Origin of the sequence: Micromonospora sp. WMMD710, assembly GCF_029626045.1 — a bacterium.
Classification (GTDB): Bacteria; Actinomycetota; Actinomycetes; order Mycobacteriales; family Micromonosporaceae; genus Micromonospora.
Genome location: NZ_JARUBD010000001.1, coordinates 4,682,576 through 4,709,452 on the forward strand (window position 1 = coordinate 4,682,576; position 26,877 = coordinate 4,709,452).

27 protein-coding genes and 1 pseudogene are annotated in these 26,877 nt (G+C 68.0%); 15 read left to right on the forward strand and 13 right to left on the reverse strand.

Annotated features, from left to right (window positions below; translation table 11 throughout):
* Positions 1–717: 717 nt before the first annotated feature.
* On the forward strand, positions 718–2,031 hold the full coding sequence (locus O7620_RS21605) for a hypothetical protein (RefSeq protein ID WP_278124753.1): 1,314 nt from the start codon (positions 718–720) through the stop codon (positions 2,029–2,031).
* Between the two features lie 533 nt (positions 2,032–2,564).
* Here O7620_RS21605 and O7620_RS21610 read toward each other — a convergent pair.
* Positions 2,565–2,864, reverse strand: coding sequence for a hypothetical protein (locus O7620_RS21610; protein WP_278124754.1), 300 nt, complete (start codon positions 2,862–2,864; stop codon positions 2,565–2,567).
* 101 nt (positions 2,865–2,965) lie between these two features.
* On the opposite strand from O7620_RS21610, the gene O7620_RS21615 reads away from it, so the two are divergent.
* Complete coding sequence (locus tag O7620_RS21615; protein ID WP_278127102.1) at positions 2,966–4,228, forward strand: IS701 family transposase; 1,263 nt, start codon at positions 2,966–2,968, stop codon at positions 4,226–4,228.
* A gap of 651 nt (positions 4,229–4,879) precedes the next feature.
* Here the strand turns inward: O7620_RS21615 and O7620_RS21620 are convergent.
* The 7 genes from O7620_RS21620 to cbiM all read right to left on the reverse strand — a co-directional run bounded on the left by O7620_RS21620 (position 4,880) and on the right by cbiM (position 12,738).
* On the reverse strand, positions 4,880–6,145 hold the full coding sequence (locus O7620_RS21620; protein ID WP_278124755.1) for a sigma-70 family RNA polymerase sigma factor: 1,266 nt from the start codon (positions 6,143–6,145) through the stop codon (positions 4,880–4,882).
* A gap of 465 nt (positions 6,146–6,610) precedes the next feature.
* Positions 6,611–7,135 (reverse strand): hypothetical protein, encoded by a 525-nt coding sequence (locus tag O7620_RS21625; protein WP_278124756.1) that lies wholly within the window; start codon positions 7,133–7,135, stop codon positions 6,611–6,613.
* A gap of 4 nt (positions 7,136–7,139) precedes the next feature.
* Entirely contained in the window at positions 7,140–7,700 is a 561-nt protein-coding gene (locus tag O7620_RS21630; protein ID WP_278124758.1) for a hypothetical protein, read from the reverse strand.
* Between the two features lie 467 nt (positions 7,701–8,167).
* Positions 8,168–9,367, reverse strand: coding sequence for an IS110 family transposase (locus tag O7620_RS21635; RefSeq protein ID WP_278124760.1), 1,200 nt, complete (start codon positions 9,365–9,367; stop codon positions 8,168–8,170).
* A gap of 524 nt (positions 9,368–9,891) precedes the next feature.
* Positions 9,892–10,713 (reverse strand): ABC transporter ATP-binding protein, encoded by an 822-nt coding sequence (locus O7620_RS21640; RefSeq protein WP_278124761.1) that lies wholly within the window; start codon positions 10,711–10,713, stop codon positions 9,892–9,894.
* Positions 10,703–11,647 carry a cobalt ECF transporter T component CbiQ gene (gene cbiQ, locus O7620_RS21645; protein WP_278124762.1) on the reverse strand — a complete coding sequence of 315 codons (945 nt, stop codon included), beginning with the start codon at positions 11,645–11,647 and terminating at the stop codon, positions 10,703–10,705. Before cbiQ ends, O7620_RS21640 begins: the two co-directional genes overlap by 11 nt.
* Positions 11,644–12,738 (reverse strand): cobalt transporter CbiM, encoded by a 1,095-nt coding sequence (gene cbiM / locus O7620_RS21650; RefSeq protein WP_278124764.1) that lies wholly within the window; start codon positions 12,736–12,738, stop codon positions 11,644–11,646. Before cbiM ends, cbiQ begins: the two co-directional genes overlap by 4 nt.
* A 434-nt stretch (positions 12,739–13,172) precedes the next feature.
* Here cbiM and O7620_RS21655 point away from each other — a divergent pair, with 434 nt between their 5' ends.
* Positions 13,173–14,039 (forward strand): hypothetical protein, encoded by an 867-nt coding sequence (locus O7620_RS21655; protein ID WP_278124765.1) that lies wholly within the window; start codon positions 13,173–13,175, stop codon positions 14,037–14,039.
* Between the two features lie 146 nt (positions 14,040–14,185).
* Here O7620_RS21655 and O7620_RS21660 read toward each other — a convergent pair whose 3' ends face one another.
* Positions 14,186–14,989 carry a cobalt transporter gene (locus O7620_RS21660; RefSeq protein WP_278124767.1) on the reverse strand — a complete coding sequence of 268 codons (804 nt, stop codon included), beginning with the start codon at positions 14,987–14,989 and terminating at the stop codon, positions 14,186–14,188.
* Positions 14,986–15,663, reverse strand: a complete 678-nt coding sequence (locus tag O7620_RS21665) for a hypothetical protein (RefSeq protein ID WP_278124768.1) — start codon at positions 15,661–15,663, stop codon at positions 14,986–14,988. Before O7620_RS21665 ends, O7620_RS21660 begins: the two co-directional genes overlap by 4 nt.
* A gap of 468 nt (positions 15,664–16,131) precedes the next feature.
* Here O7620_RS21665 and O7620_RS21670 point away from each other — a divergent pair, with 468 nt between their 5' ends.
* From O7620_RS21670 to O7620_RS21690, 5 genes are read left to right on the forward strand one after another with little or no spacing between them, the layout of a single operon-like run.
* Positions 16,132–17,730, forward strand: coding sequence for an ABC transporter substrate-binding protein (locus tag O7620_RS21670; protein WP_278124769.1), 1,599 nt, complete (start codon positions 16,132–16,134; stop codon positions 17,728–17,730).
* Positions 17,731–17,786: 56 nt separating this feature from the next.
* Positions 17,787–18,743, forward strand: a complete 957-nt coding sequence (locus O7620_RS21675) for an ABC transporter permease (protein WP_278124771.1) — start codon at positions 17,787–17,789, stop codon at positions 18,741–18,743.
* Positions 18,736–19,614 carry an ABC transporter permease gene (locus O7620_RS21680; RefSeq protein WP_278124772.1) on the forward strand — a complete coding sequence of 293 codons (879 nt, stop codon included), beginning with the start codon at positions 18,736–18,738 and terminating at the stop codon, positions 19,612–19,614. Before O7620_RS21675 ends, O7620_RS21680 begins: the two co-directional genes overlap by 8 nt.
* Positions 19,611–20,615, forward strand: coding sequence for an ABC transporter ATP-binding protein (locus O7620_RS21685; RefSeq protein ID WP_278124774.1), 1,005 nt, complete (start codon positions 19,611–19,613; stop codon positions 20,613–20,615). The genes O7620_RS21680 and O7620_RS21685 overlap by 4 nt, the downstream gene beginning before the upstream one ends.
* Positions 20,612–21,292: an ATP-binding cassette domain-containing protein gene (locus tag O7620_RS21690; protein WP_278124775.1), complete on the forward strand. Its 681-nt coding sequence runs from the start codon at positions 20,612–20,614 to the stop codon at positions 21,290–21,292. The genes O7620_RS21685 and O7620_RS21690 overlap by 4 nt, the downstream gene beginning before the upstream one ends.
* A gap of 182 nt (positions 21,293–21,474) precedes the next feature.
* On the opposite strand, the gene O7620_RS21695 is transcribed toward O7620_RS21690, so the two are convergent.
* The 3 genes from O7620_RS21695 to O7620_RS21705 all read right to left on the reverse strand — a co-directional run bounded on the left by O7620_RS21695 (position 21,475) and on the right by O7620_RS21705 (position 22,879).
* Complete coding sequence (locus O7620_RS21695) at positions 21,475–21,735, reverse strand: superoxide dismutase (RefSeq protein ID WP_278124776.1); 261 nt, start codon at positions 21,733–21,735, stop codon at positions 21,475–21,477.
* Between the two features lie 6 nt (positions 21,736–21,741).
* Entirely contained in the window at positions 21,742–22,356 is a 615-nt protein-coding gene (locus O7620_RS21700) for a superoxide dismutase (protein ID WP_278124777.1), read from the reverse strand.
* A gap of 277 nt (positions 22,357–22,633) precedes the next feature.
* Positions 22,634–22,879 carry a hypothetical protein gene (locus tag O7620_RS21705; RefSeq protein ID WP_278124778.1) on the reverse strand — a complete coding sequence of 82 codons (246 nt, stop codon included), beginning with the start codon at positions 22,877–22,879 and terminating at the stop codon, positions 22,634–22,636.
* Between the two features lie 82 nt (positions 22,880–22,961).
* Here O7620_RS21705 and O7620_RS21710 point away from each other — a divergent pair, with 82 nt between their 5' ends.
* The 7 genes and pseudogenes from O7620_RS21710 to O7620_RS21740 form a co-directional block, all read left to right on the forward strand.
* Positions 22,962–23,453, forward strand: coding sequence for a hypothetical protein (locus O7620_RS21710; RefSeq protein WP_278124780.1), 492 nt, complete (start codon positions 22,962–22,964; stop codon positions 23,451–23,453).
* Between the two features lie 231 nt (positions 23,454–23,684).
* Positions 23,685–24,347 carry a DUF433 domain-containing protein gene (locus O7620_RS21715; RefSeq protein WP_278124782.1) on the forward strand — a complete coding sequence of 221 codons (663 nt, stop codon included), beginning with the start codon at positions 23,685–23,687 and terminating at the stop codon, positions 24,345–24,347.
* Positions 24,348–24,366: 19 nt separating this feature from the next.
* Complete coding sequence (locus O7620_RS21720) at positions 24,367–24,756, forward strand: hypothetical protein (protein ID WP_278124783.1); 390 nt, start codon at positions 24,367–24,369, stop codon at positions 24,754–24,756.
* Positions 24,757–25,074: 318 nt separating this feature from the next.
* Positions 25,075–25,407: a hypothetical protein gene (locus O7620_RS21725; RefSeq protein ID WP_278124785.1), complete on the forward strand. Its 333-nt coding sequence runs from the start codon at positions 25,075–25,077 to the stop codon at positions 25,405–25,407.
* Positions 25,404–25,841, forward strand: coding sequence for a MerR family transcriptional regulator (locus O7620_RS21730; protein WP_278124787.1), 438 nt, complete (start codon positions 25,404–25,406; stop codon positions 25,839–25,841). Before O7620_RS21725 ends, O7620_RS21730 begins: the two co-directional genes overlap by 4 nt.
* Positions 25,825–26,115 carry a hypothetical protein gene (locus O7620_RS21735; protein WP_278124789.1) on the forward strand — a complete coding sequence of 97 codons (291 nt, stop codon included), beginning with the start codon at positions 25,825–25,827 and terminating at the stop codon, positions 26,113–26,115. Before O7620_RS21730 ends, O7620_RS21735 begins: the two co-directional genes overlap by 17 nt.
* A gap of 34 nt (positions 26,116–26,149) precedes the next feature.
* A pseudogene (locus tag O7620_RS21740) lies at positions 26,150–26,461 on the forward strand (YnfA family protein); the annotation flags it as partial.
* Positions 26,462–26,877: the final 416 nt, after the last annotated feature.

Below are 26,877 nucleotides of genomic sequence, written 5' to 3' on the forward strand. Positions count from 1 at the left end.
CCAGAATTGGCTTTGGGTCGAGTACGGGAGCGAGCTGCTCGACCTCGACACGAACGGGAAGTACGAATTAGAACCGATCGCCGGGGCCGGCCCACCGTGGGCCTACACCTGGGTCCGCGTGCCACCTGGACAAGCGCCTGCGCGCTAAGGAACGCCGAGCATGCCGCCAAGTCATCCGAGGACGACCTCGTGGCGGTGCGCCTGCACACGAGCGCCGTCGGCCAGCACGACCTCGACCCGACCAACGCTGTCCGTCTGTCCCCCATTGAGTGGATCGGCCCGCCGGACACCTCCTCCAGGCACGACGCAGCATCGTGTGCCATCCAATGCTGTCTTGCACGGTCGAGCAGAACCCTCTGCCGCCTGCTGCCGCCCACCGCTGAACCTCTCGCTGCCTATCGGCTGCCTCGCCAGCGACGACGGACCGCCGGTTTAAGAGTGCTGTCTCTCGATCCTGGCCAGCCATCCTTGCTTGGCCCTGCCCTGCTCCCCGGACGTGCTTGCGGTGCTCGTCTTGCAGCCTGTTGGGTCGCTTAGGGTCACCCTCTCGGAACATGCCGCGGCAGGCCCGGCTGGCGCTGCCTCGTCCGATAACCCTCTGACTCGTCCCACCTTGTGGCGTGCACCGGCTCGGCAGCTGGGTGAGAGCGTTGCGCGAATCCAATCCTCCCGGACCTGGGACTGCTAAGCGAGTCCGGTTGGACGTATGATTTGTCGATGCACGAGGGTCCTATAGGCGAGCCGAATCTTGGGGACGACCAACGGCTCCCCTGCCCCATCAGAGACGCGCATCGGCGGTTCATGGATTGCCATGCACACTGGCACATGACCGCAGATTCGTATATGAGCCCTGATGGGTTCCGCCTGAACCTCAATGCACTGATACAGAACCTGCGCAACATCACCTGGCTCCTTCAGAAGAGAAAAGGCGACTTTACCAATTTCCGACTTTGGTATGGGGCATGGCAGGATTCCGTAAAAGACGACTCAGTGATGAAGTGGATTGTGAAATCCCGCAATCGGATCGTGAAGGAAGCGGACCTAGAGATCCACAGTGAAGCAAAGGTCCGCATCTCACTCGACTGGACTCATGAATTCGAAAAAACTCTTCAGTTTCCCCCTCGCTTTCCTACAAGACAAATCCTCGCGGGCATACTCGTCGCGAACACCATACCGCCAACAGGCACGATCACAATCAACCGGCGTTGGATCGACCGCGCTTTGCCAGAGTGGGAGTTGCTGGAGGCAACCTCGTATGCCTATGACCGGATCGGCCAAATCATCTACACGGCCCACCAAGAGGCGGGAGTCGAAGCCTGCAACCTGCCCTCTCGGCAGACAGCGTGCGTGACCTCCGACATCCACAGTTCATTGACCTGTATGGACTCTGCCGACGACAACCGTCTACTACATGTAGATTTGCAAACGGGACAAAGAATTCGCGAGTCACGTGTGGACTTCGATGGGGACTCAGCCGAATTGACGCGGATGGCCTTCGAGAAATATGGGGGAGAACTTGACGTTGGAGCGGGTGACGCGATAAATCGCCTGCCCAACCTACTGAAGACCGCTCAAAGCGTGTTGAAAGTCGATAAATCCCACCTGACCTTCGCTTACCTTCTGATTAATGACCGCATAGTCGCACACCTACCGATTGCATTCTCCGATCAGGACGCCAAACGACTCGCGTTCCAGCGACTGGCGAACGAGATCCGCATAGCGGGAGCGAACGGGTTCATTTTTGCGGGAGAGCAGTGGGTTGCATTCGCCAAGCCTGGCGAGGATCTTCGGAATCGAGCAATCGTGCCAGCCAGAGATCGCCCAGACCGCAAGGAGGCGATCGCCGTTACCGGCATGACTAAGGATGGCCGAACGAAGCAACTGCAATCGATATTCGAATGGGACGCAGAAGGCAATATCATCTTTTGGCCAGTTGTCGAGAAGGACTACGATCACGTGCCAAACTTTCTGCTACCAATTGCGCGCGCCTGGGGAATCGGTCCCTTCCGGGACTTACCCTCCGACTCCTAGCGCCATCCCGTCCGCCGCCGACCCACGCACCGCTGAGCGGGGCCAGGGCTAGGGCTTCCGCGAACCGTTCACGCGCGCCGCTCGCTGCGGGGCGCGGTCGAGGCGGGCTCGACCGGCCAGCGGCGGGGTGAGGACGATGGGAAGGTCGAGTGTAGGGCCGTTGGGATGGTGGGCCTCTTCCACGGCTCGGCTTGTCGCGCCACACGCGTTAAGCGAGTGTCCCGGCGGGAGTACCACCGCGAGCCGACAGCGTGTGCTTCGCCAAGTCCCGGACGGAAGGGCCCCAGTGCCAAAAGCTTCCCAGGCACCCTCTACTTCAGCTAGTTGTCCTGGGTCTGGGGATGAAACGAAATGGTGTGACAACAGCCAGAGGCCGTCACGGCTCGGGAGGCGGCGAGCGCGGAACGAGAGATCACGGGCCGCCGTCGCCGATCACCCAATAGGGCGGTCACGGTCGTCTGCGGAACCTGTCAAGCGTTTGACGAAGCGGTGGGTGGGGCCGGGAGTCGGATGCCCTCCCGGCCTCACCATGGCTAGCTGCGCTGCCTGGTGGGCCGCCTTCGCAGCACCACCACGATGCCGCCGATCGCCGCACTGCCGATCGCGCCGATGGTCGGTATCGCCACGGGCGCGACCCTACCCACGTCGGCACCGCTGAGCTTGACGACGTACGCGAGTGCCCCGATGGCCAGCGCCGCGATCAGCACGAGGGCCGCGATCAGGACTTTCTCAGTGCTGTTCGTCGCGTTGCGCTGGTGATTGGTAGATGTCCTAGTACGGCAGCCGCCGTTTGAGATCTTGCTGGTGAAGTGGGGTGGACGCGAGGCGGCCACCGCGTGATCGTCTGTGCGTTGTGGACACATCATCAGATCTTGCGGTGGCCGCGTGCCACAGCGTAGCCGTTGGTCGGTGGGAGGGGGTGCTGGCCGAGGTGCTGGGCTGCTTCGCGGGCCGGTTTGGGCGGGTGGAACCGCGCCGGGCGGCGGGACAGTTCGTGACCGGGCTGCTGTCCGATTGTGAGGTCAAGACGTGTTGGCAGTTGGCTGAGCAGGCCGGATACTCCCGGCCGGATGCGATGCAGCGACTGTTGTACCGGGCGGTGTGGGACGCCGAGGCTGTCCGCGACGACCTGCGGCAGCTGATCACCGCCCGGTTCGGTGCTCCGGACGCGGTCCTGGTCGTCGACGACACCGGCGACCTGAAGAAGGGCGTGCACACGGTCGGGGTGCAACGCCAGTACACCGGCACCGCGGGGCGCATCGAGAACAGCCAGGTCGGGGTGTTCCTCGGCTACGCCGGCGTCGATGGGCACACGCTGATCGACCGGCGGGTGTATCTGCCGGCGTTGTGGACCGACGACCGGGACCGCTGCCGAGCCGCTGGCGTGCCCGACGAGGTCGAGTTCGCCACCAAACCCGAACTGGCCGCCGAGATGATCACCGCCGCACTGGTCGCCGGAGTGCCGGCGGGCTGGGCCGCCGCGGACGAGGCCTACGGCAACAGCAGTGTCTTTCGCGCTGGCCTGCGCGAACACGAGATCGGCTATGTCCTGGCGGTGTCCCGCAGTCACCTGGTGCCGCTCGACGGCGGCAAGACCCGAGTCCGGGCCGACCGGATCGCCGCTGACCTGCCGGCCTCGGCGTGGCAGCGCCGCTCAGCCGGCGCCGGGTCGAAAGGGCCGCGCTTCTACGACTGGGCCTGGCTCGATGACGTGTGCACCGACGCTGACCCCGACGACGGCGGCCGACACAGCCTGCTGATCCGCCGCAACACCACCACCGGTGAGCTGGCCTTCTACCGCTGCTGGACCCCACGCCCAGCCACTCTCGCCCAGCTCGTGCGGGTCGCGGGCATCCGCTGGACCGTCGAAGAAGCCTTCCAGGCAGCCAAGGGCCAAGTCGGCCTGGACCAGCACCAGGTCCGCCGCTGGGACTCCTGGCACCGCTTCACCACCCTCGCCCTGGCCGCCCTCGCCGTCCTGGCTATCTGCGCCGCCGACGCGACCGACGACTCCACCGACAGCCGGCTGATCAAGCTGACCGTCAACGAGATCCGCCGCCTGATCAACGCCTGCCTCATCCGCCCGATCACCGATCTCACCCACCGTTTGCACTGGTCAAGGTGGCGACGCCAGCACCAAGCCCGAGCCCGACAAGCCCACTACACACGCCGCCTCAACCTCGAACTTCAACCATGATCCCGAACGGCGGCTGCCGTACTAGGTACGGTGCACACAGGTTCTATCTGTCTTCCTACTAGGTCCTGCTGCGGACATATGGGCTAGACGAGACCGGTTAGAGACGGCCCGGGGGCTCCACCCCCCGGGCCGCCGTCTTGATCCCAACCGATCAGGTCCGGCTTGCTTGGTGCACTCTAATGGGCCAACGGGACAACTCCCGGAGGTTGCGGCGCGTCCACTGTCCGTTGTCACGCGACGGACAGTAGACACCCGGTGGGCAGGCCCTCCCGCGCACCGATGGAACATGCAGACTGGTTGGCCTGGCCGCACGCGGAAGTCGTCGAGAATCTCCTTCTCGGCGTTGATGTCCTCGTTGCGGCACGGCGGGCCACCGCCACATCAAATGGGTGTCCATCCGGGCCACTTAGAGTGGTGCCCTGCGCCGACGTTGCTGCCGGCCCGTACCGGGGGCAGCGTCACGCCGGTGCCGTAGTCACCGATGACGGCACCGGCGCGCACGCAGAATATGAGTGCGAGCCTCCAGGTTTATCGTGCCGGACCTGGATCAGATCCAGGCGGTGACGGTGCCGACCAAGAGCGCAATCAGGATTCGCCAGTAGCCAGGGAGTCTCCGTCATCGGATCACCGCCTGGATCTCCGCCATGGTGTTCACGAGTCCAGGGTCCGGGCGAAGCGGGTCGCCTGCTGGAGGATGTGATTCATCCGTTTTGAGACGGCGCTATGGTTCCGGTAGCCCATGGTCTCGGCAACGTCGGTCAGCTTGGTGAAGCCGCTACGAAGCAGCACGACGATGGTGCGGTCACGCGTGTCCAGGAGCGCAAGGAAATCTCCGATCAGGAGTTGGTCGACGACCTCTGTTTCCGGGCCGTGCACAGGGATCGTGTCAGTCAGCTCGACAAACCGGACACGAAGCTTGGCGCGCTTGTGGTACAGCTTGCGCTCGAAGTCCTCCCGAGCGCCGCTCCAGTGGGGTGAGAAGTCGTCCTCACAGCGGTGTGAGCGGACCGCGTCGAGGATGCCGCGGAGTCTTCCGGTGGCATCGGCCGCCTCAACGGTGCGCCGCACGGCCTCGGCGGCCTCCTCCTCACCACGCCAGAGGTCCCCGCCTGTCCGCGGGTTGACGGTCGTTGCCCCAGGCAGCACCGAGCCGTCCGCCAATGGCACCGGTCCCGGAACGACGTCGTTGTTCACCTCCGGGAACTCACGCAGGTAGTCCTCGAGCACCTGGGTCACAGGTGGCAGCCAGAAGTCCAAGTCGTGGGCCAGGATCCGAATCGGGTCATCCTTGGTGAACTTGGCGATGCCGGAATGTGGCTGCGGCATGAGGTGGCGCCAGACAGTGCCCGCCCAGGCCCGCGCCAGCCGATCCTGGAAATCACTCGGGAGGTAGTCGTCGATGTTCTCCAGCTGAGTGACGAAGGGCCACTGGCCGCGCTGCAGCAGCGGAAGGCCGTGCCGTTGCACGGCGGCCCCGGACAGCAGGTGAAACAGCGGCGCGTACTCGTGGTACCGCGACTCAGTGCGCGGCACGAAGATGACGTTGACGTCGCCCTGGTCAGCGATCTTGTTCAGCGAGGGCGGCAGCTCCTCATCGTCAAAGAACCGGCGGCGGAACTGCGATGCCTCCCACAGGAGGTTCCACTTGGTGATCGCGAGCGACAGTTTGAGATTCGCCTCATCCCAGAGCCCTGGCCGCAGGGGCACGGCCACGTACTCCGGCCGCGCCGGAGCGTCAGCCCGGATCACGCCCTTAACCATGTGCCCGGCGGACAAGTTCCACAGCCGGGGATAGACCTCCGGGGCGGCGGTCTCACACTCCGGATCGATGAGCGGCCCGAAGTCCTCGTCGCCCAACTGGTCGGACTCGCCGGTCATGGTCATGTCCGTTACCTCGATGTCGTTGTTGTTGTCCACGGTCTACCTCACGACGCTCACTTGTAGTTCCGTTCCAACAACTTTCCGACGGTAGCCGTCCGGGGGCCGGGGCGATTCCCAGAACTACCGACCGCCCGGTCAGCAGTTCCGCCCGCCATCCACCAAGCGCGGGCGTCCGCCGCCATAACGGTGGGGAAACAGGATGAGGCCCCTCGGCGGGGCGAGGATCGCCAGCGCGATCGTCAGGGGCGGTAGCAAATGTTGTGCTGCTGCCGGGTTGTCGCCGGCGACCCACCGATAATCGCCCCCAGGCGGTCTCATCCTGCGGCACCCGCAGGTGCGTCAGGTGCTTGCTGCCCGCCACGAGTAAGAGAGACCGGCGCGGCGGTCGGACTCAACCCTTCTCGTCGCCCAAGGCACAGCCCGCTTATCAGGAGCGGAGACGTCTGGACCGACCGCAAACAGATGGATTCGCTAGGGCGGTCAGACCGGCCGCAGTTGGACTCACGTTGGCAGGCGAAGACCTGTGATTTCGCGTGACTGGGCCAGCCACTGTCCGGCCAGCAGGCGCGCCTCTTCCCGGGTTATCCGTGCACTGCGGCGGATCACCTTCGCTAGGCGCCGCACCACGACGTCCTCCCACCGTTCCCGGAAGTCGTCATCGGGCACTTCGATGAGGATCTTCGGCCGGTGTGGGTCGTGCTTGAGACGGTCACCCGGCCGGCCAGGCTGGAGGTAGATAGCGCGGCTATTGAGGGCGTTGTCGACGATGATGCCCTCACGCTCGATGCTGAACATCAGGACCGCTGGGGCTTCGATCGGGCGAACGAACCACAGCGACAGAGAGACTAGGTCCTTATCGCGCTCAGCCTGTCCCCACCGATACGTGACGTCGCCGGGTGGAAGATGGCGGTGCAGGCGGACTAGTTCGTCGAGGTCAGGCCGACTGGTGGTGTCGATGATGACCAACGGCACCATCCGGCCGTCAGCGGCCGGACCCGCAATCGACCCGTCCGTGACGACGGGCACGATGTCAGCGGGATCTACCGCCCGTCTCATCGGCCGCTTGGCCGTCCGAGGCTTGATCATGATCCACCTCCCGCAGGACTGATGCGCTGACTGTCACGGTGATACCTCGACTGTCCTGCAGCACTGCGTCGTAGCGCTGGATACCGGCACCGCGTGGAAAAAGGTCGACGGGTAGCTCGAAGGTCAGCCACCCGGCGACCGCACCGTTGGACGGCAGTCGCACGGGAAGGTCCAGCGCCGCCACGTCGACCGGGAACCCATCTCCGGTAGTCCGATGACCGACCTTGACCGTCATCGCGTAACCGGTCGGCAAGGTGTAAGCAACGTGCATCTCAGCGCCGACGATAGTCGCATCGCGGTCGGTAGGGTTGACTGCGAGGATCTTGATACCGACCCAGCGTGAGGCGCCTGAACGGCGCCACGATGCCGAGTCGGCAAGAGTGACGTCTAGTCGGGCCGCCCGGCGCTCCTCTTGCTGCAGCGATAACGCCAGGGCGCGCCGCGAGGTGTTGCGGTTGGACAGTGTGACCAGCAACGCGAGAAGTGCCACGGCCGCCGACGCCACGGGTACCCACTCTGTCCAGCCCGGATCCGAGGACACGGGCGGCTGTGCCACAACCAAAAGCATGTGGCACAGAATGCCCGGCGGAACACACCAGTGACACCGGGTGAACGGCCTAGGTCACGACAGTGATGGCGTGTGCGGCGCCAGGAGCCGGCGGATTTCACCGCAGCTATTTTGGACCGTCAGCAGCGTAGTGCCGGGAGCTGGGGTCCCCGGCGTCGACATAGTTCATCGCGCCATCGGCACTCTGAGCAGGCTAGACGCCGCACCCGCAAATCTTCAGCAAGCGATCACAGCAGTACCGCCCTGCGATCGGTTGTTGATCTTGAGAAGCAGGAAACTGCAGGTCAGCAGCGTGCGGTTGAAGGATATACACGGTTTAGGAGTCCCCATGTGACTCCGGATGATCTCGATGGGCAGGGTGCAGCGGCCGACGCGGTCGTAGCGTCGGCGGTGGGCGGGGTCGGTCAGGCGGGGATGCTGGCGGGTGTGGTGGGTGTGCCGGGTCGGGTGAAGGTTTTGCCGTCGCGGACGAGGGCCCAGAGGACGTCGACGCGTCGTCTTGCGAGGGCGAGCATTGCTTGGCGGTGGGGTTTGCCTTCGGCGCGTTTTTTCTCGTAGTAGGCGCGGGATGTGGGGCATTCTCTGAGGGCGGTAAACGCGGCCATCCAGAGGATGTGTCGTAGTTTCCGGTGGAAGCGGCGGGGTCCGCGGTGGTTGCCGGAGGTGGTGCCGGAGTCGCGGCTGATGGGTGCCAGGCCGGCGTGGGCGGCGAGTTTCGCGGCGGTGGGGTATGCGGTCATGCCGGCGGTGTGGACGAGGAGTTCGGCGGTGAGCAGGGTGCCCATGCCGGGCAGGCTGGTCACGATCGGTGCGAGTGGGTGTTGGTCGAGGTGTTCGGCGATGAGGTCGTCGACGCTGGCGATGCGTTGCTCGATGGCGAGGATTTCGGTGGCCATCTGCCCGACGACGACCGCGGCGGTGCGGTGTCCGGGTGTGGTGACGGTTTGCTGCCTGGCGGCGGTGACCATGGCGTCGGCGACGTCGGTGGCGTTGCGGACGTGGCCTCGGCGCAGGAGCGCGGTGATTCGGTCGACGCCGGCGTGGCGGATCGCGGCGGGGGTTTGCCAGCACGCGAGGACCATCATGGGGCCTTTCCGGTTTAGGTCAACCGCTCGTTCCAGGGCTGGGCTGATGCCGGTAAGGAGTTCCTGGAGCCGGAAGAGGGTCGCGACGCGTTGACCAACGAGGTCGGCGCGGTAGCCGGTCAGGACGGTCAGTTCGGCGATGAGCCGGTCGGTGGGTTCGAGGACTGGGATGTCGGGGCGCATGCGGATGGTCTGGGCGATGACCAGGGCGTCACGGGCGTCGGTCTTGTTCTCTCCGGCGAACGCTGCCGCCATGTGGAACGCGACGGTGCCGGAGACGTAGCGGACCTGGACCTGGCGCCGCCACAGCAGGGTCAGCAGCAGCGCAGACAGGCCAGTGGTGATGTCCACCGCCCAGCACACCGGCCGACCGACGGCCGACACCTCGGCCATGACGGTCAGCAGCGCGGTCTCGTCGTTGGCCACGCGCTGGGAGTAGACCAGGCGGCCGTCACCGTCGACGGCGGCCACATGATGGTGGGCCTTGCCGATGTCCACACCGATCCACAATTTCGCCACCGGATGCTCCTCTTCAGGGGATGGTTTTGCCTGGGGGTCGCCCTGGTCTGCGGATTCGGATTGCCGGCACCTTCTCAGCTGCAAACTGTGTCGCGAGTCTCCATCAGCGGTCTACCGGATCTACAGACGAACGAAGCAGCGGGTGGCATCTCCTACCGTCAGCCAACGTCTCGGCGAAACCTGTGCGGCCATGCCCACCGCTTCCTGGGCATGAGCTTTCTACCGGCCCGCCAGCTCGTTGCGTTCACCGGTGCGTAGGCGCGGGCGGGGAGCGGTTGGCACATCGTTCGTCAGCCACAATTCCGGCGGACCACACACAGCCATGACCGCTCCCCCGCTGAGCCAGTGTCCTGGCAGGCGTAGCACCGAGAGCGGACTCCGTGTGTGGCTCATTCGTGTCTCAGCCGGATGGGCCCTCGGTGGTCAGCGCGACTGTGGCGCCCTGTTGGTGGTTCGTGCGACCCGGCTGCTGCTACGCCGGCATGCTCCACCGGTTGCCGGGGAATCCGTGGGTGCCCGAGGTACTAACGGGTGGTGCGGCTGCGGTCGTGGATGAGGTTGGCCTGCAGCAGGAGGTCGCGGTCGGCGAGGACATCGGTGGGGCTTGCGCTGCGGGCAATGGTGTGGTCTTCGGCGAAGACGAGGCAGCGGCCGGCGATGGTGTCGAGGCCGTCCAGGTCGTGGGTGGCCAGGACGATGGTCTTGCCGGCGGCACCGAGTTCGACGATCAGGTCGATGAGCCATTGCTGGGTGCGGGGGTCCAGGGCTGCGGTGGGTTCGTCGAAGAGCAACACGTCGGGGTTCATCACCAAAACCGAGGCGATAGCGACCCGTTTCTTCTGCCCGCCGGAGAGTTGGAAGGGTGCCCGGTCGGCGAGATCGGTGATGTCGAGCATGCGCAGCACGTCCTCGACCCTGGTGCGCGTTTCGTCCTCGGAGAGACCCAGTTGCAGGCAGCCGAACGCGACCTCGTCGCGGACGGTCGGGGAGAACACCTGGGTGTCGGAGTTTTGGAACACGAATCCGACGCGGGAGCGGAAGGCGGTGGAGAACTGTTCGTCTTCCAGGACGTCCTCGGTGACCGGGTGGCCGAACGCGGTGAAGGTGCCGGAGTCCGGGAAGATCAGGCCGTCGAGGAGCTTGAGGAGGGTGGATTTGCCGCAGCCGTTTGGGCCGAGCAGGGCGACTCGCTCCCCCGGCCGCACGTCGAGGGAGACCCCGGCCAGGGCCGGGAACCGGTCGAGGTAGGTGTAGCGCAGGTCGCGGCAGGAAAAGACAGCGCCGTCGTGATCGCGGGGACCGGTGCCAGCGTGGAGGTTCGCGGCGGTGGGTTGTTCAGCGGCCAAGGAACACATCTCCTGCATAGATCGTGACGGCGGCGGCGAGCACCAGCGCAGCGGCGATGCCGTCGGCGGCGCGCAGCCGGAAGCCGCTAAGCGTGCGGGCCTCTCCCCGGTAGCCCCTGGCGACCATCGCCTGGTGCACTTCCTCGGAGAGGTGGTGGGCCTTGCCGAACAGGGCGCCGGCGGTAGCGCCGAGGAACCGGCGGGCCTGGCCGTCGTGGCTGGCGACGGTGATCGTGCGGGCCTTTCGGGCCTCGTACATGTCGATGACCGTGGCCAGGAGCAGGAATATGTACCGGTAGGCCATCCCGATGATGAGGATGAAGATCCGGGGTACGCCCAGCGCCCGCAGGCCGGCGAGGAGTCGGGTCCACGGGGTGGTCAGAGTGAGTAGGACGACCAGTGACACCGAGGTCGCGACCCGGGTGATGACCAGCCCGGCGGAGGTGAGGCCCTGGGTGGTGAACCCCTGGGCGGTGCCGTGCCAGTGCCACAGGGGTAGCAGCACGTGGCCGGGGGTGACGATCGACAGGGTGGCGGGCAACACGATGATGCCGGTGAAGATCGGCACGAACAGCCAGACCCGCTTGACGAAGAACCCCACCGGGAGCTTCGAGGCAGCGGCCAGCACCAGGGTGGCCGCGTATGCGGCGACGAGCATCGCGATGTGGTGCACGAGCCCGACCGCCACGAGCAGGATCAGCAGTCCGAGAGTTTTGACCCGGGGGTCGAGGCGTTGCAGCAGCCCGCGCTGGGCGGCGACGTCCTCGCTGAACATGACCTGCCGCAGCAGGCCCGCGCCGCTGGTCAGGGTCTTCTCGACGAAGGATCCCTTGCGGCGTACGCCGACGCAGCCGCATGGGCAGAGACCGACCTCGCCCTGCAACAGCCATGCCGGGGTCTGGCTGGCGGTTGCGGGGTCGACGGTGGCCTTCATGCCCGGGTCGCCTCTTCGGCGTGCAGCTCGTGCCCTGAGGTGCGGCGGCGCAGCAGCAGTTCGATTCCCTTGCCGACGGCGAAGATCAGGGCCGCGGTGACCGCGATACCGACGACTGCCGAGAGGATGTAGCCCAGGTTGGCGTGCTGGCCGTCGGTGAACCCGTACCCGCCGAGCAGGGTGTGGCTCCAGAAGCCGTTGTATTGGGCCAGACCGGCCGGGACGGCGTTGAGGTCGAGTTCGCCGAGGTTCAGGTCGGTCGGGGCGTCTTCGCCGAACGCGCCGCCGGGGGCGAGCAGGCCCAGCGGGGTGAGCAGCACCATGATCGCGATGAAGCCGACCGCGACCCGGGCCGGGGTCAACGCCCGACCGGCGCGCGCTGGGGCGGTGTCACCGGCGGTGCGGGGGATGCCGGGGTGGTTGGCGGCCAGCCGGGTCGGGTCGGTGCGGGCCAGGTAGGCGAACACGCCGCCGGTGAGGATGGCCTCGGCCGCGCCGGCGATCGTCAGGTGGGCCAGCATCATCGCCGGGATGGTCTGCGACAGGTGGTACGGCGAGTACAGCGGGGCGCCGGAGGCGGTGTGGAACAGGTCCGGCTGGATGCCGAACTCGATGGCCGCGGCGAACGCGGCGGCGTTGATCCCGACGTATCCGCCGATGGCGGCGGCGACGGTGCGGCGTCCCGCGTTCAGCGGGGCTCGGCCGGCGATCAGCCGGTACACGCCGTATCCGACGAACGGCAGGATGATCGCCATGTTCACCACGTTGGCCCCGTAGGCCAGCACGCCGCCGTCGCCGAAGAGCAGCGCCTGGAACAGCAGGGCGACCGATACGGCTATCACCGCCGCCCAGGGCCCGAGCGTCAGGGCGATGATCACGCCGCCGACGGCGTGCGCGGTCGTGCCGTCCGGGATCGGGATGTTGAACATCATCACGAGGAAGCTCAGGGCGGACAGAACGGCCAGCAGGGGCACGTTGCGGGTCTTCACCACTCGGGTCACCCGTTTCGCGGCGACCGCCCACGTCGGCACCGCCGCGACGAACGCCGCCGCGCAGGTCTGCGGACTCAGATACCCGTCTGGAATGTGCACTTCCCGCTCCCCCACACCACTGCTGACCTGGACTATCGCTCAGATTACGCAAATGCCAATGCTGTGCAACATCAGATGTGAGCAAGATTCAAATGTTCACCGGAGGGCCGGTGCCCGGCCACCACCGCGCCAACGCCCCGCCCGCAGTCCGGCTCACGGATGGGTCGCACGGTGGGCATCGGGGCTGACGCAGACACGAGTTACCGCCGCCGTCACTGGACCCAAGCCCGGGAACTGACCGGGAACCGCATCGTCGCCGACACCGTCTCACGGGTGCACGGATTGGGTGCATTCTGTCGCCAAGGAGCGATATGCGAGTAATCGTCAATGGGTTCGTCGTCACGATGACCTTGGCCGGACTGACCGCGTGCGCTGGCGCGCCCACGGCTGCTGAGGCACCCTCTGGTGGGCGGGAGGTGCGCCCATCGGCTGCGGTGACCGGCACACCGGCCATGCGCGGCGGGTGGACGTCGTGCGCGGTCGACGCGCCGGTCGGAGACGACGGGCGCCCGCTCGACGCCCTCGCCATGCCCCGCCTGGGCACCGACTTCACCGTCTCGGCCGCAATTCACTGCCAGCGTGAGCCGAAACGGCGCGTTGACGGCGGTGAGGACTTGGTCCTCACCGAGGGCCGGGCCACCGACGTGACAGCGCTCCTTGCCGCACTGCGCCTACCCGACGATACGACCACCGTCGAAGCCTGTACTGCGGACATGCCCTGGGTGCCGAACCTGCTGTTACTCGACGCGCTGGGCCGATGGATCCGACCGGGCCTGCCGGTCGACGACTGCGGCAAGGCACGCCCCGAGGTCGCGGCGGCGGTGCGGGGCCTGCGGCTGACCACTGTCTCGGAGACGGTCGTCCGGGAACTCGTCTCGGCTGGAGCCGCCGCTTCCGGATGCCACCAGGATTGGTCAGACATGGTGGCCACCGAGACCAGGGACCCGAGGTACCGCCCACGGCCGGGCCGGGTGTCGCTTCCGTCCCAGGTGCGGCTGTGCGTGTACCGGGTGCCTGCGCAGCAGCAGGGCGAGCCCCAGCCCGCCGGGACCTTCGAGTACGGACTCCTCCTGCCACCACAGCGACGCGCGGCCATCGAACGGACTCTGGCGGTGCCGCGCCCCGCCAAGCAGTGCGCAGACGCCGCAGACCGGTTCGCCGTGTTGCTCGACGCCACCATCACCGGCGACGCGATCTACGTCGAACTCGACCACTGCCGACGAGCCCTGGCCACACCGCTCTACGGCCCATCGGTCCTGGTCCAGGCCGATACCGCGCTGATCACACTGCTCAAGAGGTAGCCGCCGGTCGTCGACGTTGCGCGCGACGCGAGGACCAGCGTCTGCCGGGACTACCGCCCAGAGATGGGTCAGGCCACGACCAAATCCGCGGCTTCACCCCAGGCAGCCCCGCGGCCAGCCCAGGGTGATTGTGGGCGGTCAATGCGCTAGGCGAGTGTGACGAGGTGAAACGCCGCGACCGTGACGAGGCCGGCGCCGAACAGCGTGATGCCGCTAGCGGCCAGCACGGGAGCCACACGGGTAGCCAGTCGCAGCACGGCGCGCGACTGGGCGCCTCGGGTGACCAGGGAACTACCGGCGACCGCGAGGACACCGACGCCGAAGAGCACGACGGCCATCCCGAGGCCGAAGGTGAGAACGAGCAGCAGCGCGAAGCCGGCGCGGCCGAGGAACAGCCCGGTCGCCAGCACGAGGAACGCGGCCGGCGACGGGGTCAACCCGCCGGAGATGCCGAGTAGAAACAGACCCGGCCGTTTGCCGTGCTCGTGATCGTGATCGTGGTCATGACTGTGCCCATGGGAATGGTCATGACCATGGCTGTGCCCGTGACCATGGCTGTGACCGTGGCCGGCGGCGTGCAGGTGCCGCCGCACCATCCACCCACCGGTGGCCAGGACAATCAGGCCGGCCCCAAGCTGCAGCCAGCTCGTGAGCTCCTGCATCTGGATAACCTTGGACAGGGACAGGAACGTCCACGCCACGCCGATCACCAGCACCGAGAGCGTGTGCATGACGGCCACCGAGCCGCCCAGCCAGGCGGCGTCGCGGATCCGACCACGTGAGCCGGCGAGGTAGGCTGCGGCAAGGCTCTTGCCATGCCCGGGGGCCACGGCGTGCCCCGCGCCGGCGGCGAACGCGAGCACGAACGCCAGCGGCGGCACACCCGGCGAGTGGATGAGATCCTGCAACCGGTCCGACACGGACGCGGAGAAGATGGTGGTCGCGCTCATGCTCCGGCCTTCCGTCGCCGCAGTCGCCTCGCCGCCACCAGCGCTGCGCCCGTGACCAGCAGCGCCCCGCCCGCGAGGGCGGTGATCTGGACGGCGGCGCTGCGGCCGAGGTGGGTGCTGCCCGCGGCGGGCGCGCCGACGAGGGTCCAGTCGTGGGTGTCCTCACCTGAGCCGTACACGGCGCGTTGTCCGCCGGGGCCGGTGGCCATGGCCCGGTAGGCGGGGTTCAGGTCGGTCAGCATCCGCACCGCGACGGTGACCCGCTCGACCGGGCCCGGGCAGGTGTAGTCGATGCTCGCGCCGACCCTGGCCAGAGCTTTCGGCGGCGCGACGGTGCCCGCGCAGGGCTGGGCGCCGTCGGCGACGGTGATCCGCTGGAGCAGATAGGTGGGAAACTGCTTCGACGAGGCGATCACCGCGGGATCGGTGATGCGGTAGTCGACCGCGCCGTCGAGCAGGATTCGGTCGTGCGGCAGCAGGCCGAGGGAGACTCCGAGCACGGTCAGGTCGTCGGGACCGCCGACGCGCCAGCGCACGTGTACGGCCTCGGGCCGCTGGTCATCGGCGGTGACTTCTACGGTCTGCGGATCGCCGAACGGATGCGCCGCCGCCGGGGCCGGGAAGGCCGCGACGGACGCCGTGACGGCGAGTGCCGCCAACGGGAGGGCGGCCACCGCGCTGCGTCGTCGGTGACGACGTCCGTGCAGGGACAAGGGGATGCTCCGGATCTTGCGGTGAGCTGAGGATTCCCCACCGTGCCTGGGTGGAGGAAACACGCAGGTCCAGGCCGGTGTGCGGCACGGAACACCCACATGAACAGCACGTTGATCACACATGTGGGTGCGTCAATGAAGGGCCGACGGCGCCGGGCCGAGGGGTGCCGGCATTCATCGCGGCGGCGGTCGGATGGCCGAGCACCCCTCGCCCCACGAAGCCACCCCGTGTGAGCGCTCGGAGGCGAGGCGTAAGGGCCGCTGCGGGGTGCGGAAGCCTCGGCGTGCAAGGGCGCGTCTGTTCATGATGCGTAAGTCTGGCAATTGCCAAGGAGTGGCAACTATGCCACCGTGATCATCAACGGTTGCGGCTGCGGACGGCACTGTGCCTCCGCGCCCACACTCCACTTCCCAGCTCAGGAGCGTTCTGTGTTCCGGTTGCGTCCGACCTTCCGGCGCCTCGTGGTGACGACCGCGGCGGCCGGGATGCTCGCCCTGGCCGCCTGCTCGGCCCCGGCCACCCCCGACGATGCGGCCGGTGCAGCGACGCTTGTCGTCGCCACCGCCGACGAGCCGGAGGCGCTGAACCCCGTGCTCAACTACGGTGTCGACGGCGCGTCATTGATCTTCGACGGGCTCGTCGCCCGGGACGCCGACAACCGGCTGATCCCGGGCCTGGCCACTGCCCTACCTGCGGTGTCGCCGGACGGCCGCACCGTGACCGCGAAACTCCGCGACGGCGTGCTGTTCCACGACGGCACCGTGCTGAACGCGCAGGACGTCGTGTTCACCTACCAGGCCGTGCTGGATCCGAAGGTGGACTCGACGCTGCGCTCCGATCTGGACATGGTCGAGTCGGTAACCGCTCCCGATCCCGCGACTGTCGTGTTCCGGCTGCGCTACCCGTACGCGCCGTTCCTGCAACGGCTCACCCTCGGCATCGTGCCGGCCAAGCTGCTCACCGGGCAGGACATCAACACCGCCGGGTTCAACCGCAAGCCGATCGGAACCGGCCCGTACACAGTCGAGTCCTGGACGCCGGGCGACCGGCTGGTGCTCACGGCGAACGAGCGCTACTTCGGCGGTCGGCCGACGAACAATCGGGTGGTGGTCGCGTTCGTCGCCGACGACAACGTCCGCGCCCAGCGGATGCGCGCCGGCGAGTTCGACGCGGCCGAGTTGCCGCCGAAGCTCGCCGCCGGCTTCGACCCGGACGCCACGTACCAGGTGCAGCGGGTGCCGACCGCCGACTACCGCGGCGTGATGCTGCCGATGGGTAATCCGGTCCTCGCCGACCCGGCGGTCCGCCGGGCCCTCAACCTGGGCGTTGACCGGTCCGCGATGGTGACCGGCATCCTCGGCGGCGCCGGTGATCCGGCGTACGGTCCGATCCCGCCGACCTCCGAGTTCGCGGAGCCCTCGACCAACGGCACACCGACCGCGGACCCGGCCGCCGCCGCGGCGCTGCTCGACGCGGCCGGCTGGACGCCCGGCCCGGGCGGGGTACGCGCCAAGGACGGCCGGCCGGCTCGGTTCACGCTGATGTACCCGGCGACCGACACGCTCCGCAAGGACCTGGCCCTCGCGGTCACCGCGGACGCGAAGAAGATCGGCATCGAGGTGACCCCGGCGGGGCTGACCTGGGATGCCATCGACCCGCGGATGAAGTCCGACGCCCTGCTCATGGGGTACGGCACGCCGTACGACCCGGACTTCATCTCCTACAAGCTGTTCGGCTCGCAGTTCGCGGGGCAGGGCTACTTCAACCCCGGCTCGTACCGTTCCGCCGCTACCGACCGGGCGCTGCAGGACGGTCGGGATCAGACCGACCCGACCCGCCGCAAGACCGCGTACGCGCAGTTGCAGAAGGAACTCGCCGCCGACGCACCCTGGCTGTTCCTCACTTACCTGCGGCACACCTACGTGCTGAAGTCCTCGGTCCAAGGGGTGGCCCCCCGGGTCGAGGCGCACGAGCACGGGGTGGCGAACAGCCTCTGGTGGAACATCAACACCTGGACCCGCGCGTGATCGGCCGGACATCGTCGCCGCGCCGTCGCTCGGGTCGTCTGGCCGGAGCGGGGGCGGTGGTTCGGCGTCGGCTCCTGGTCGCCCTGCCGGTGCTCGGCGTGACAAGCGTCGGGATGTTCGCCCTCGGCGCGGCGTCGCCGGTCGACCCGGCGAAGCAGTACGCCGGGGCGGCGGCGTTCACCGCCAGCGAGGAGAACCTGGCGCAGATCCGCGCCAACTGGGGTGTCGACGACCCGCTGCCGGTGCAGTACCTGCGCTGGATCAGCAACCTCGTCCAGGGCGACCTGGGCTGGTCGACCAGCCGACACGAGCCGGTCGCCTCGGTGCTCGCCGCCCGGGCCGGCTGGACGCTGCTGCTGATCGGCGTCGCCCTCGCCGTGGTCCTGGTCGCGAGCCTGCTGCTGGGCGCGCTGGCCGCGTACCGCAGGGGTGGGCTTTTCGACCGCGCGTTGCGGGCCTGCGCCTACGCGGTCGAGTCGATGCCGGTCTTCTGGCTGGGCCTGGCCGCGATCGCCGTGTTCGCGCTGGCCCTGGGCTGGCTGCCGGCCGGCGGCCTGACCGACGTCACCGCGACCGGCACCTCCTGGTCTGACGTGGCGCACCACCTGATCCTGCCGGTCGGGGTGCTGGCGGTGTCGCAGGCGCCGTGGTTCGTGCTGTTCGTGCGGGACGCGGTGGCGGACAGCCTGCGCGACGACCATGTGCTCGCGGCGCGGGCCCGTGGTCTGCCCGGGCGGACGGTGCTGTTCGGGCATGCGCTGCGGACCGCGCTGCTGCCGTTCCTCACCCTGATCGGCACGCACCTGCCCGAATTGGTTGGCGGGGCGGTGCTGGTCGAGACCGTTTTCTCGCTGCCGGGCCTCGGCGCCGTCACCGTCGCCGCCGCGCTGGGCAGCGACTTCCCGCTGCTGGCGGCGATCACGCTGGTCACCACCGCGGTGGTGCTGGCCGCGAACCTCGCCGCCGACCTCGCCTACACCGCCGCCGATCCGAGGGTACGACTCGATGGCTGACCTCGCCGCCCGGCCTCGGCTGCTGCGGCCAGTCCGATACCGGCTGCGGCCGGGCCACATCGGCGCCATGACGGCCGGCCTCATCCTGGTCGTCGCCATCGTCGGTTCGCTGCTCGCTCCGTTCGTCTGGCCGCTCGACCAGAGCGCTGTCGCCCTGGATCAGACCCGGCTGGCACCGTCCTTGACCCACCTCGCCGGCACCGACGACCTCGGCCGGGACGTGGCTCAGCGCGCCGTCTACGGGCTGCGGGTCTCGCTGCTCGTCGGCGCCGTCGCCGCCCTGGTCGCCACAGTCCTCGGTGGGCTGGTCGGCGCGATCGCCGGCACGATCGGCGGCCGGGTCGACCGGATCCTGATGCGGATCGTGGACACCATCGCCGCGATGCCGCACCTGCTGCTGGGCATCTTCATTGTCGCCATGCTGCGTCCCAGCCTCGGCGCGGTGATCGCCTCCATCGGGCTCACTCACTGGCTATCCACCGCCCGCATCGTCCGATCCGAACTGCTCAGCCTCCGCACTCGGCCGTTCATCGACGCCGCCATCAACGGCGGAGCGAGCCGGAGCCGGGTCCTGACGCGGCACCTGCTGCCACACGTCCTGCCCCGACTGGCGCTGGCCACCACCCTGATGATCCCGCACGCGGTGTGGCACGAGACCGCCCTGTCGTTCCTCGGCCTCGGCCTGCCACCGCACCTCGCCTCACTCGGCAACATGATCAACGACGGTCAGGGGTCGCTGCTGACCGGCGCCTGGTGGGCCAGCCTGGCACCCGGCGCGGTCATCGTCGTCGTCACCCTCGCCATCGCGGTCCTCGCCTCCCACTGGCGCGACCGCCTCGATCCCCGGATCCGAGCGGAGCTGCACCTGTGACCGCCACCGCGCCCACCACCGCCCCGGCGCTCTCCGCCGCAGCCGGCCGCCGACCGCTGCTCGCCATCGACAGCCTCAGTGTTCAATTTCGGCTGCCCGACGCGAGCGTGCACGCCGTCACCGACCTCAGCCTCACCGTCCGGACCGGCGAACTGCTGGCCGTCGTCGGTGAGTCCGGCTGCGGCAAGTCCGTCCTGGCCCACGCGCTGCTCGGCCTCCTGCCCGGCAACGCCACCATCACCGGCCACGCCGTGCTGCACCACCCCGACACCAAACCGGTCGACCTGGTCACCTGCGGGCAGCGCCACCTGGCCCGCACCGTACGTGGTCGCCGCGTCGGACTCGTACCGCAGAGCCCCGCCACCGCCCTGAACCCGGTCCGCACCGGACGGCGACTGCTCGCCGAAACGCTGCGCGTGCACGGCCGAGACCGCGCGGACGCCGACCGGCTCGCGGTCGACGTCGGGCTCAACCCGGCCGACCTGGACCGCTACCCCCACGAACTCTCCGGCGGCATGGCCCAACGCCTGGTCACCGCCCTCGCCCTGGCACCGGACCCGTCACTGCTGATCGCCGACGAACCGACCACCGGCCTGGACCGACCCCTGGTGGACCACACCCTCGACCTGCTGCGCCGCCGCTGCGACACCGGCGCCGCCGTCGTGCTCATCACCCACGACCTCGCCGCCGCCCGCCGGGTCGCCGACACCGTCGCCGTCATGTACGCCAGCCGCATCGTCGAACACCAAGCGGCTGACCGACTCTTCGCCGCGCCCACCCACCCGTACGGCGCGGCGCTGCTCGACGCCCTCCCGGACCGGGCATTCCGGCCGGTCCCCGGCCACCCGCCGATGCTCACCGCGCTGCCCACCGGCTGCGCCTTCGCGCCCCGCTGCCCCCGCCGCACCGACACCTGCGCCACCCAGCCGCCGCTGGCCCAGACCGGTGACGGCGCGACCGTGGCCTGCCACCACCCGATCCCCGCCGGAGCAAACACGTGACCACCCCGCAGCTGCTCGCCGACGAGGTGACCGTCCGGTACGGCCGCCACGTCGTGCTCGACCGCGTCACCCTGCGCATCGGCCGCGGCGAAACGGTCGGTCTCCGTGGGCCGTCCGGCTGCGGCAAATCCACCCTGGCCCGGGTACTCGCCCTCCTGCACCGCCCCGACCACGGCCAGGTCAGCATCGACGCCACTCCGGTCACCGACGTTCGCTATGCCGTACCGGTCGACCTACGAACCCGCGTCGCCGTCCTCTTCCAGAGCCCCCGCGCCGCCGCCGATCCCCGGCTGAGCCTCACCGACCTGATCGCCGAACCGCTGCGCGCCACCCGCACACCCGAGGCGACAGTCCGCGAGCGGGTGACCGAACTCGCCGACCTCGTCGGCCTCACCCCGGACCTGCGCACCCGACGGCCACACGCCGTGTCCGACGGGCAACTACAACGCGCCTGCCTCGCCCGGGCCCTCGTGCACCGCCCCGACTACCTGCTCTGCGACGAAGCCACCGCGATGCTCGACGCCTCCACCCAAGCCCACGTCGCCGCGATCATCAGCGACTACCAGCGGGCACAGCACGCCGGTGTCCTGGTCATCACCCACGACCAGATCCTGATGGACCGCTGGGCCGACCGGATCGTCGACCTCGACCCCGCCACCGTCCAGGTGGGAGCTTGATCGAGGTTGGGGCACCGGAGCTGCCCCGTTGGCGACATCTGTGGAGCAACTCGAAGTGGGGGATCTGAGTCTCCCGCCGCTGTTGTTTGTCCGGGGGCGCGGCGAGAAGACCCTCCCGATGGGCGATGCGGGAGCTGACCTCGTCCGTCGGGTCCCGCGTGGTCCGCGGGACCCGACAGACCTCAGGCCGGTGGTGTCTGGGCGGTGTCGGCCAGGAGCAGGGACAGCTCCCGGACCAGGTCGTCCATCGTCTGGCCGCTCTGCGCCTTCACCAGGCCGAGCGCGAGATCGGCCAGTAGGTAGAAGCCGAGAGTACGGGCCTGCTCGGAGCTGAACGCCGACATCAGCGCCTCGGCGCCAGCGAGGTCACCGCGGTGTTTGGCCGCGATGACTCCGGCGGCGCGCTGCACGATCTCGGCCGCCTCGGGGGTGTACCCGCTCACGCTGGATCAGATTTTCGGGGTCGCGGCGCGGGCGGCGTCGAAACGGGCGGTGACGTCGGTCCAGTTGACCAGGTTCCACAGCCGATCCACATAGTCCGGACGCACATTGCGGTACTGCAGGTAGTAGGCGTGCTCCCACGCGTCGAAGACCAGGACCGGAGTGGAACCCTGCCCGACGTTGCCGTGGTGGTCGTAGACCTGCTCCACGATCAACCGCTGGCTCAACGGCTCCCACGCCAGCACACCCCACCCGGAGCCCTGCACACCCTTCGTCGCCGCCGACAACTGCCCGGCGAAGCCGTCGAAGGAACCGAAGTGCTCCTCGATCGCCGCCGCCAACTCACCATCGGGACGGTCACCGCCGTCCGGGGACAGGTTGTTCCAGAAGATCGAGTGCAGCACATGCCCGGACAGGTTGAACGCGAACGTCTTCTCCAACCCGACAAGCGTCGCGTAGTCGCCCTTGTCCCGTGCCTCGGCAAGCCGGTCGAGCCCATCGTTGGCGCCCTTGACGTACGCCGCGTGGTGCTTGTCGTGGTGCAACTCCAGGATCTCCCCGGACATGGCGGGTTCGAGTGCCCCGTAGTCGTAGGGCAGGTCGGGCAGGTTGTACACGGCCATCAGGTACGTCCTCTCATTGCTGCCTCAGTCTGGCTGTTGCCATTATCTTGCAACAAGGGCTCGGATGTCGTTAGCGGACGTGATTGATCACAGAAGCATCGGATCGGGTGGTGGCGCACCTGGGCACCGTGCGGGTCCACGAACGAGTCCGGGCGAACGCGCTGCGGATCGACCTGACGACGGTGCACCTCGCCCGCACCCATACCCAGCGGGGCCGACCTCAGCGCCCGTCTTCTGTCCTGGGAGTGCACCAATCACGGTCGCCGGGTGACTAGCGTCAGCCGGCGCCCGTGAGGCGCGCATTCCGGTAGAGCGCGATGCCGTGGCCGGTCCCGCACCTCTGCCAGCCGACGGCGTCGTAGAAGCCCGTCGTACCGGGGATCGTCGGTACGGTGATCAGCCACGCCGGGCGGTCTTCGACCAGAGCGTCGAGCATCCGCCGGCCGAGACCACCTCGCCGGGCGATCGGATCGACGGCAAGTTCGAGGACCTCCATCCGACCACTCAACTCGGTCACCGCCACAGGCCCGAGGATCGAGCGGACCTGGCCTATAGGGCGGTCACAGTCCGAGCCCGGTTGATTGCCTACTGCAGATTGCACTGTCGTGCTTTTCCTGACAGCGAACTCGGAGCCCGTAGCGCAACCCACCTTCTGGGACAACGTCGCATGCATCATGTTCGGCTCGGCGAGTCTCCTTCTGTATCTGTGCTACTACTTCGGCTTCAGCATCAACGCCCAGTGCCTCGTCTTGACCAAGACCACCAGGAAGCCGCGTACGAAGGACGGAAAAATTCTCGTCAGCTGCCGGCAACACGGGCGACAGAAGGTGGTGGCGTGGGTTCGCCATCTAGGTGCGGCTAGCTGGCTCGATCCGTGGCTCCACCGGTTGCATATTGTGCTGCCGTCGTTCGCGCCCCTTCCGCTGTACCCAGCGCAGGCAACTGCTCCCAGCGTCGCGCCGCCAGTAACATCCGAGACGCCTGGCAAGCGCATGACGCTCGAAGCCCGGATCGCGTTGTGCGCGTTGACCCTCGGCGTCCTCCAAACGATCACAGCCCTGCTCGCCCTCGCCGTTGACGTCGCCGCTGGCACGTAGGACCGGCTAGACCCTGAGAACCTTCCCGGTGTCAAAGGGGTTAGCCGAGCAAAACGGGTCGCCTGCCAGTCCTGCCGTCCGCGGGCTCACTCCAGGCGCCACTCGGCCCGCTACCGCCCAGAGCATGGGCGAGCGTCGCCACGAGCGCCTCGCCCCACGTTGGTGCGCTCCCTAGGCTACGTATGCAATGCTGCTGACAGCGAATCAATGACGCATCGAAAGGGGGCAGAAATGGATGATGTCCGCTTTACGGAAGGAATTCTCAATCTGGCCCAAGCCGGGCGTCATCTCCGGGTCCCGCAACAGACTTTCCACCGCTGGGCGCGCGGCTACCAGCGCGGCGGTCCGCTGCTGCACGTCGCCGATGGCCATCCGGACGTCCTGCCGGTCACGTTCATCGCCCTAGCCGAGGCACACGTGCTGGAGGCGCTGCGGAACGCTGGCGTGCGTCCGCAGAAGATCCGCCCAGCTCTGACGGAGCTCCAGCGGCAGTTTGGCCGTGAGTACGTCCTCATCGCACCCGAGCTGGCTACTGACGGCATCGACGTGCTCTGGGACTTCAACACAACCCGCCCCGGCGAGGGCCTTATCGTCGGTGGCACCAACCAACATGTGATCAAGGAAATCGTGGCCGATCACATGGAGTACATCGCCTTCGACAGCGACGGAATCCCCGAGCAGCTGACGCTGTCCAACTGGCAGCCAGCCAAGGTGATCGTCAACATGCGGCGCTCGTTCGGGCAGCCGATCTTTGCCGCCACGGGAACCCGGGTGGCGGACGTCGCCGGCATGATGAAGGCGGGTGAGAGCGCTGAAACAGTCGCGGACGAGTTCGGAATCGACATCCACGACGCCCGAGCCGCCGCACGCGTCCTCCTGGGCCGCGCCGCCTGAGTTCTACATCGACGAGAACATGCACGGCCGGTCGCTGCGCCGATGCATCACCGACCTCGGCTACCAGGTCCACAGCCCCGCGTCCGTCTTCACCCGAGAGCGCCTGGAGCAGGGCGTCAGGGACGAGGACTGGCTGCCGGTGATCGGCGAGAAGGGCTGGGTCGTGTTCGGCCGCGACCAGTACATCCTCAAGCGGGACCTGGAGCTGCAAGCCTTCCTCAAAGCCAAAGTGCACATGTTCCTTTTTCCCGGCGACGCCGCCCGCGACCACATCATCGAACTGGTGCGGCTGAACCTAGCCCGGATCTGCGCGCTGGCGTCAGCCCGCCAGCCAAACGTCTACTGGCTCCGGCGAGACAGCGTGACGAACTACGAAGAGCGCCTCGCCGAGATCCGCCGCCGCCGGTAAAATCCCCCCGTCAATCAGGGCAGCGCCCAGGGCCTGAGCGTGTTCCTGTCGACCCAGCCTTGAGCCACGCTGCCCCTTGGTGAACGCCGGAGCGGCAGCGCCGGCGCTCGATCCGATGGGTGTCGCGCGCGTGCCCGGATCAATCCGCACACCCACCACCACGGGGTCTACCCCCAGCGTCTGAGCTGGGGGTAGACCGAGGCACTACCGCGGGCAGGTGAATCAGTGGCGATCAGAAGGCTGGCGGCGGCGCCACGGCGACTTCGTCGAGCGCTGGGCTTGCATCCGGTACCCAAGTACAGGCTTACCGTCATAGAAATGAGCAGCGATGACCAGGCATGGGTGCCCGAGGAGTGCACCCTACCGAGCATTCAACGGCCGCTACGGCTGGCCGAGTTCGACGACATGTTCACCACCGCCCTGCTAACACAGCAGCGACAGTCCCCCACCCACCTGCGGTGGCGCCTCGACCCCGCCGCCGAAATGACCGCCCGCGATCTGACCGGCCGGGAAATTGCCTGCTGCTCGTACTTCACCTTCACCATCACCATCGACGCCGGCACTCTGCGCCTCGACGTGCAGGTGCCGCCTGGGCACGTCGACGTCCTCGACGCCCTCGCGCAACGTGCCGCCGCCGGAATGGCGGCGTGAGCGGGCTCCGCAGCAGCCAGGTCGCCGCCGCGGCGGGGGTGAACCCGCAGACGCTGCGCTATTACGAGCGCCGAGGCCTACTGGCCGAACCAGAGCGCACCCTGGGCGGACACCGCCTCTACCCCGCCGAAGCGGTCATCGTGCTGAGAGTGATCAAGGCGGCGCAGGGGCTCGGGTTCACCCTCGACGAGGTGGCCGACCTGCTCGACGCGGGCCAACACCGCCACGGCCCTGACTCCGGCCTACGGGTCCGCGCTCACGCCAAGCTCGCCGAGGTCGAGGCGAAAATCGCCGACCTGCACGTCATCGCCGACACCCTCCGCGCCGCGGTGGACGCCGGCTGCGACGACCTCGTCGAATGCGCCGGGCAACCGTGCTGCCCCATCCCGTTCGCCATCGCCGTCAGAGGAGTCCCCAATGCCGAAGACCGTTGACCAGAATGCTGGCCGAACCCGCTGCGGGCTCCCCTTCGGCCTGACCGGCTTGGCTGTGTTGGCCTGCGCGGCGTGCTGCGCCATCCCGTTGCTGCTCACCGCCGGGATCCTGTCCGACGCCGGCTGGGCCGCCGCCGACTCGTGGATGCCCGGCATCGCCGTGACTCTCGCCGCCCTCGCCGGCGGTGCCTGGTGGTGGGTGATGCGCCGCTCCCACCGCGGCGGCTGCGTTGGCGGGAGCGGCTGCGGCTGCTCAACCGGGTCGCCGGCATGATCGCGGGCCACCGCCAGGCGTCTACGGTGCACCGATGACCGTCGTCTGCTCCATCCTGCTATTCATCGTCGCCGCCCTGTCCAAGATCGGCGGGGCGTGGCTCATCCGGCAGGGCTGGCGGGAACACCGCGGGCTGTGGTGGATCGCGGCCGGAATCATCGCCCTCGGCGCGTACGGATTCGTCGCCACCTTCCAGCCCGACCCGAACTTCGGGCGCATCCTCGCCGCCTACGGCGGCGTGTTCGTCGCCTGGGGCGTGATCGTCGACAAGTTCCGACCCGACCGGTGGGACGTCATCGGCTCCGGCATCTGCCTGATCGGCGTCGCCCTGATCATGTACGTCCCGATCCGCGAGCGACTCCTGACCAGGGCAAATGCCCACCCCGCAATCGTTCAGCAGGCGACCACAGCGACGCGCCCGTGCGACCCATTCCTGGGCCTCAGAAGAGAGAAGCCGCAGGTCATCAGCCTGCGGCATAGATAAGAACACGGTTTAGGAAACCGATGCTCTATCCCCTGAGCTACGAGGGCGCGAGGGCCTAGTCTAGCGACCTGGGGGTTCACCTGGGGTGGCAGGGAGTGGCCCACGTTCACCCACGTCACCCGGACCGCCGTTGTCGCAGCCCAGGACCACACACCGAGCACACAAACCCCCGTTTGCGACTGGCGGTCGGCCATGGTGACCCACGTTGGCACCGGTTCACCCCGGTTGGCATCCGCTGGAGAGCACACACCGCGCACATCATCGAAGATCACGGAGGG

Bases quoted from the DNA above. Each gene is read 5' to 3' on its own strand.
- O7620_RS21660 (WP_278124767.1), bottom strand. From the start codon at position 14,989: ATGAGCGCGACCACCATCTTCTCCGCGTCCGTGTCGGACCGGTTGCAG.
- O7620_RS21715 (WP_278124782.1), top strand. From the start codon at position 23,685: ATGGATGATGTCCGCTTTACGGAAGGAATTCTCAATCTGGCCCAAGCC.
- O7620_RS21725 (WP_278124785.1), top strand. From the start codon at position 25,075: ATGAGCAGCGATGACCAGGCATGGGTGCCCGAGGAGTGCACCCTACCG.
- O7620_RS21680 (WP_278124772.1), top strand. From the start codon at position 18,736: ATGGCTGACCTCGCCGCCCGGCCTCGGCTGCTGCGGCCAGTCCGATAC.
- O7620_RS21720 (WP_278124783.1), top strand. From the start codon at position 24,367: ATGCACGGCCGGTCGCTGCGCCGATGCATCACCGACCTCGGCTACCAG.
- O7620_RS21700 (WP_278124777.1), bottom strand. From the start codon at position 22,356: ATGGCCGTGTACAACCTGCCCGACCTGCCCTACGACTACGGGGCACTC.
- O7620_RS21605 (WP_278124753.1), top strand. From the start codon at position 718: ATGCACGAGGGTCCTATAGGCGAGCCGAATCTTGGGGACGACCAACGG.
- cbiQ (WP_278124762.1), bottom strand. From the start codon at position 11,647: ATGAAGGCCACCGTCGACCCCGCAACCGCCAGCCAGACCCCGGCATGG.
- O7620_RS21735 (WP_278124789.1), top strand. From the start codon at position 25,825: ATGCCGAAGACCGTTGACCAGAATGCTGGCCGAACCCGCTGCGGGCTC.